Origin of the sequence: Mycobacterium sp. (genome assembly GCF_049683355.1) — a bacterium.
Taxonomy (GTDB): Bacteria; Actinomycetota; Actinomycetes; order Mycobacteriales; family Mycobacteriaceae; genus Mycobacterium.
In genome coordinates this window covers 1-4,749 of sequence record NZ_JBAUJB010000102.1, presented here as the reverse complement: position 1 = coordinate 4,749, position 4,749 = coordinate 1, and the positions used below count along the sequence as shown (strand labels likewise).

Below are 4,749 nucleotides of genomic sequence, written 5' to 3'. Positions count from 1 at the left end.
CCGGGGTCTCACCCTTCGAGGAGTAGTAGTCGCCCAACGATTCCGGGCCATGAGTGCGGTCATGGGCAGCCACCTGCCGCACCAGGTACAAGTACCCGGAGCCAGCCGTGAGCTTGTGGATGCCCGCGTTCACCTGCCCAGCGCACCGATTTCTCACGACGAAACCAAGGCCGCTTTCCGCCAGCCCCCGAACGGACCGTTACCCAACCGTGACCTAAGTGCAAGAGGTGTGTGGGACCAAACCAGGCTGGAAAGCAACGATGCAGGTCAAAGTAGGTGAGACGGTAGGGTGAACGGGGATTGACGCTGACAGCAGAAGTGCTGGAACAGCGAGCGAATCAAAAACAGGGGCGCAGTAGGCATGAAGGTGGGGCGGCGTGACTAACAGTGAAACGGCCGTGAGTTACACACCGGAACAGGCCAGCGCGTTGGCGTTGGCGGCGACCGGGCTGGCCGGGTTCGCGGTGTCCGATTCACTTCGGGAGTTGATGGCGCGGATGGACCGCGGGGAACTGACCGAGGACGCTGCCGCCGCTGAGGTACGAGCCCGCTTCACTCAGCCGCCGGGATAACGCGCACCAACGCCAGTTCGGTTCATGACCGTGCGGCACGATGACCGCCGATCAGCAACACACCCGACTCGGGCCATCACGTGGTGGACGGGTCGTCCTTCCCGTCTGAAAGGGCCTTCACGCTATGGCGATTCGCAGCACCCACAAAGGGGATAGGGCGCAACTCGGACCCCGCGTCGATCGGGTTGTCTACGACGCCGTGGCCGCCCACAGCGGCCAGTACGGCGACGGCATACCGATGTCCCAATGGGTCGCCGACCTTCTGTCCGCCATCGTCGGCCACCCCGAACTCATGCGCGAACTCGACGGCGAGGATGTCGCCCAGATCTTCACCCGTGCCCTGGACAACCCCGACCTATTACGCGGCCGCGGCTGATTCGACGGTGGTTGCGCCACGCGCCACAACCACCGTGACCACCGACGAACGCTGGTGCTGCTCGCTATCGCTACACCACGGCGGGCGCGGTCTCGGTCACTATCCGTGCGCCCATCAGTTCGGCCACGAGTGTGATCGCGATGTACTCGTCATCGGCCGGCGGTGGGCCGTGGGCCATCACGTGCGCCAGATAGTCGTCCTCGTAGGCGAGCACCAGGCGGCCGTGCGGGCTCGCGTAGACACGGTCGGCGGCCGCTGAGGTGATTGCCTTCAGAGCATCTTGGTGGGCTAGCCATGCGTGCCAGGCGGCGCGTTCGCGACGGTAACGCTCGATCCGGTCGGCCTGGACCTCATCGAGACGATGCGCGGCCGCAATGTCATCCAGCGTCGTCGGTCCCGGCATCACGGTGCGGCCTTCTCGGGTGATCAATCCGGCGGCCGCGAGCGCTGCGATCGACAGCTGCCCGGTGCGTGCGCTGATACGCGCGGCGGCGTACACGTCGGCCGGCCGAGTCATCCCCGTCTGGGTTATGAGTTCGTACACCGCACGATGGTGGCGGCCGAGGATGCTCCACGCTGGGTGCACATCCGACACGCTCACCCGTTCCAGCGGGATCGGTGTGATCGAGTCCGGAGTCTCCATGGTCAAGGCGTAGAAGTCGGCGTCGCGTCCAACGCGGGGGCGTACCAGCAAGATCGGAGCGCCCACCATGTCCCGTATCCGTCGCAACACCTCGAAGGTCGTGGTGGCTGGCATCAAACCAGCTGACAGCGATAACCCACGGCCTCCTACCCCGACGATGGCGATGCCTGATCGAATCTCCCCAGCGACTGCTGCTTTGAGCGCCAGTGCCTGGAGCACGTCACGCACCGTCCATCGAAAAGGGCTTCCGGAGAACTCGCAGTCGGCCCAGGCCAGGGCGTGAGCTAGCCAGCTCGCGTGCGGCCCCTTAAGCCCCTGCCCCCCGTGTGAGTTCTTGTACCTGTGTGCGGGTGGATTCGCTTTTACGGCGAGTGTCGCGGTGTAGTCCAGGGCGCGGCGGACATCGCGGGCAAGTTGGGCGTCAGCGCGGATGCCGTGCTTGGTTCGGTACGAGTTGCCCAGGCCGCTCCACGGCCGGCCAGGTTCGGCCTGGGCGCGGATGTCGGCGAGGCTGTGGCCGCGCAGTACCGCGTTGAGAACGACGGACATGCGTGCCTCGGACGGGCTAGGCCATCTGCTGTGGGCGCGGGCCAGGGTCGTATCACCGGCTGCGGCGAACGCGGCGACATCCGCGGGGAGAGGCTTGCTCCAACAGGCGTGCTCGGCCAAGCGTTCATCCGGGTCGGCATGCGTTCTCGTGGCGGCCGAGGGCAAAGGGGCGGCCTGTTGTGGTGGGGCGGGCAGGGTGCCCAGCAGTGCGTAGAGCTCGGGCAGCAGAGTGGGGGCGCTGCGCTCGGTGAGCGCGTTCACCGAGTCGGTGAGTGCACCGTCGAGGATCCGGTGGCCACCGCCTGCGCACGGGGTGCCCGGCACACTGATGCAACCCTCGTTGGCGTTCTGCATGGGTTTGGGGTCGAAGCTGGGCAGCCGCGCCTTGAGCTGGCGCATCAGCGACTGAATCTCGTCGAAGCTGGCGGTGGTGCCGATGGCCAGCGGCACCAAGATGTGGCGACCGCCATTGGTGGACCGGTCCGTGACGACACGGGCCCCGCAGGAGGTCAGCCAGCCCAGTGCGCGCGCGAAATCGGCGTCGACCTGAGCCTGTCCGTGGGGCTTGCTGTCGAAGTCCAGGGCCAGCAGCGTGGTCCGGCGGTGGGTGTACAGGTACACCGCGGCCATCAGCGTGGGCAGCTTGTCGGAGAGGCGCCGGGTCTTGCAGTACTCCTTGGTCTCCGGATCGAACACCTTGACCCGATCGCGGCCCGGCTGCGACAGCGGCCGCGCCAGAGACCTCCACACCACCGCAGGCGCGGCCGGGGACACGTTGTGAACGGTCACCGGCACCCCGCCGCCAACGACGACCTATGCCGACTGTGCGGCGCCGACAAGTGGGCCCAGCACAGCGACACGGCCAACCAGCCCGGGCGGGGGGTTCGCTTCGGCATGCACCCAACACGCTCGATCCAGCCACACGACGGCTGCCCGGCATTCGCCCGCGGCACAACGGCGGGTAAAAGATCACGATTTCGGTCACGGTTTCGCGCGCCACCTGTACCTGTTAGAGACAGTGCGCTACCGTGAGACGAGTCGGTCAAGACATCGCCCCTTCGGGGTAAACGGGTACGGACCCAGACCTGAGCGCCAACTCAGATCGAATCCCGGCAAGACAAGGCCCCTCCGGGGGCCTTCGTCATGTCAAGGGGTGATCCGCACCGCTATGGATTTGTCCATCTGCCCGGGCCGCGTACACCGGGCCGTGGTGTTCACATCGCCAACGGCAACCCCTCGCGGTCGTCTAGCTCGCGCACGAGGTCCGCCCGGCCCACATGCTGAGCTAGGACATCGGCCGCGTACTGCGACATCGACATGCCCCGCGCAGCCGCGCGGGCGCGAATCTCCTCATAGACGGGCAAGACCGGCCGGCACATGATCTGCGCCCGGTCCCCCTTATGCGGTTGAGCCATGCCACTACCGTTCCGTACGTATCTGATAAACGCCGGTAAGACACGCCGTAGCCGCTCAGTTTTTGCCGACTACCTGCAGAAATGCGTCATCAGTAATCAGATGAGGCAGTACGAATCAGCCAGTAAACGCGGTGCGGCGCTCTCGCAGCATCGCCAACACCGGAATGACTCATCAGTGAGCAGATCAATCAATGCGACTCACGTTGTAATCATGCTGTGCACCAGCGCAATTCAGCCGTGATTTTGTCGGTGGTCCGTCCTACGCTGCCCACATGGGAACACAAGAGCCTGAATACCCAAGTGCCGCGTGGCAACCCCCACCGCCACGACGCCGGTGGCTGACCCCTGCCATCATGGCCGGTACCGCTGCGGTCGCGCTGGGTATCGGTGTGGCGCTCGGCGTTGTCTTCAGCGATGGAGGAAGTAGCACTGTTGCCGACACGACCGGTGCAGCAGTGACGAGCAAAACGACCGCTGACACCGTCAGCGCACCACCGTCAGCAGCAGAAGTGCATGCTCAAGATGTCGCCCTGTGCACCCGGTATGCGGTGGTGAACACAACGCAACCACGGACTGATCGCCGGGCATTGGATATCCTCCCAGCCGCGACCGCTCTGGAGAATGCGCTGGCGGACAATCCCAATGCCAGCACCCCGGTTCGTGTCGCTATTACGGATGTTGTATCGGTTTACTACGCGCGGATCGCCACTTACGGCGAGGTTCGGACCCGTGGTCTCGCTGAGCCGCCCACACACGACCTTGCTAAAGAGCAGGCGGCCTATGACCAGGTCTGGGCTGTTTGCGGCCTGGACGAAGAATAGTTCCGAGGGGGTTCGATGGCGGCGGTCATTAACAATCCAGGGGACGTGCCTCGGCCATCAGGACGCGCGTCGTCACTGACGGTGCTGCCCTACTGGCCGTCGATCAGCGAGACTGACTTGCAGGCCCTTGCCGACAACAGGCGGGCTATGGCCGAGTCGGTGTCCGGGTACGCCGGGACGGTCCATAAAGAGATGACCAACGGCGCAAGCCTGCTGGAAGGCCGAGGAGGCGAAGCCCGCATCGCATTGATGCGAAAGATGGTCGACCATGCCGACGGCGGTGCGGATTACTTCAAATCTACTGCGACGGCGGCCGATTCATTCAGGGCGGTCGTGTCCGGGTTGAAGACCGACCTCAGTCGCGTCGCTGATG

General features: G+C 65.0%; 6 protein-coding genes and 1 pseudogene. 4 read left to right on the top strand and 3 right to left on the bottom strand.

The features are described 5' to 3' along the window. A pseudogene (locus WA944_RS06320) lies at window positions 1–133 on the bottom strand (relaxase domain-containing protein); the annotation flags it as partial. A 244-nt stretch (window positions 134–377) separates the two neighbouring features. Here WA944_RS06320 and WA944_RS06315 point away from each other — a divergent pair. After that, window positions 378–572, top strand: a complete 195-nt coding sequence (locus WA944_RS06315; RefSeq protein WP_179475998.1) for a hypothetical protein — start codon at window positions 378–380, stop codon at window positions 570–572. Window positions 573–696: 124 nt separating this feature from the next. Beyond that, window positions 697–948: a toxin-antitoxin system gene (locus WA944_RS06310; RefSeq protein ID WP_179475997.1), complete on the top strand. Its 252-nt coding sequence runs from the start codon at window positions 697–699 to the stop codon at window positions 946–948. Window positions 949–1,018: 70 nt separating this feature from the next. On the opposite strand, the gene WA944_RS06305 is transcribed toward WA944_RS06310, so the two are convergent. Next, entirely contained in the window at window positions 1,019–2,914 is a 1,896-nt protein-coding gene (locus tag WA944_RS06305) for a hypothetical protein (RefSeq protein WP_526646593.1), read from the bottom strand. 440 nt (window positions 2,915–3,354) lie between these two features. Then, window positions 3,355–3,555, bottom strand: a complete 201-nt coding sequence (locus WA944_RS06300; RefSeq protein ID WP_178359594.1) for a toxin-antitoxin system — start codon at window positions 3,553–3,555, stop codon at window positions 3,355–3,357. A 353-nt stretch (window positions 3,556–3,908) separates the two neighbouring features. Here WA944_RS06300 and WA944_RS06295 point away from each other — a divergent pair, with 353 nt between their 5' ends. Both WA944_RS06295 and WA944_RS06290 read left to right on the top strand, forming a co-directional pair. Continuing rightward, window positions 3,909–4,376: a hypothetical protein gene (locus tag WA944_RS06295; RefSeq protein WP_526646591.1), complete on the top strand. Its 468-nt coding sequence runs from the start codon at window positions 3,909–3,911 to the stop codon at window positions 4,374–4,376. Window positions 4,377–4,391: 15 nt separating this feature from the next. Next, window positions 4,392–4,749: hypothetical protein (locus tag WA944_RS06290; RefSeq protein WP_526646589.1), on the top strand; the 358-nt coding region annotated here is incomplete at its 3' end.

Bases quoted from the DNA above. Each gene is read 5' to 3' on its own strand.
- WA944_RS06310 (WP_179475997.1), top strand. From the start codon at position 697: ATGGCGATTCGCAGCACCCACAAAGGGGATAGGGCGCAACTCGGACCC.
- WA944_RS06300 (WP_178359594.1), bottom strand. From the start codon at position 3,555: ATGGCTCAACCGCATAAGGGGGACCGGGCGCAGATCATGTGCCGGCCG.
- WA944_RS06295 (WP_526646591.1), top strand. From the start codon at position 3,909: ATGGCCGGTACCGCTGCGGTCGCGCTGGGTATCGGTGTGGCGCTCGGC.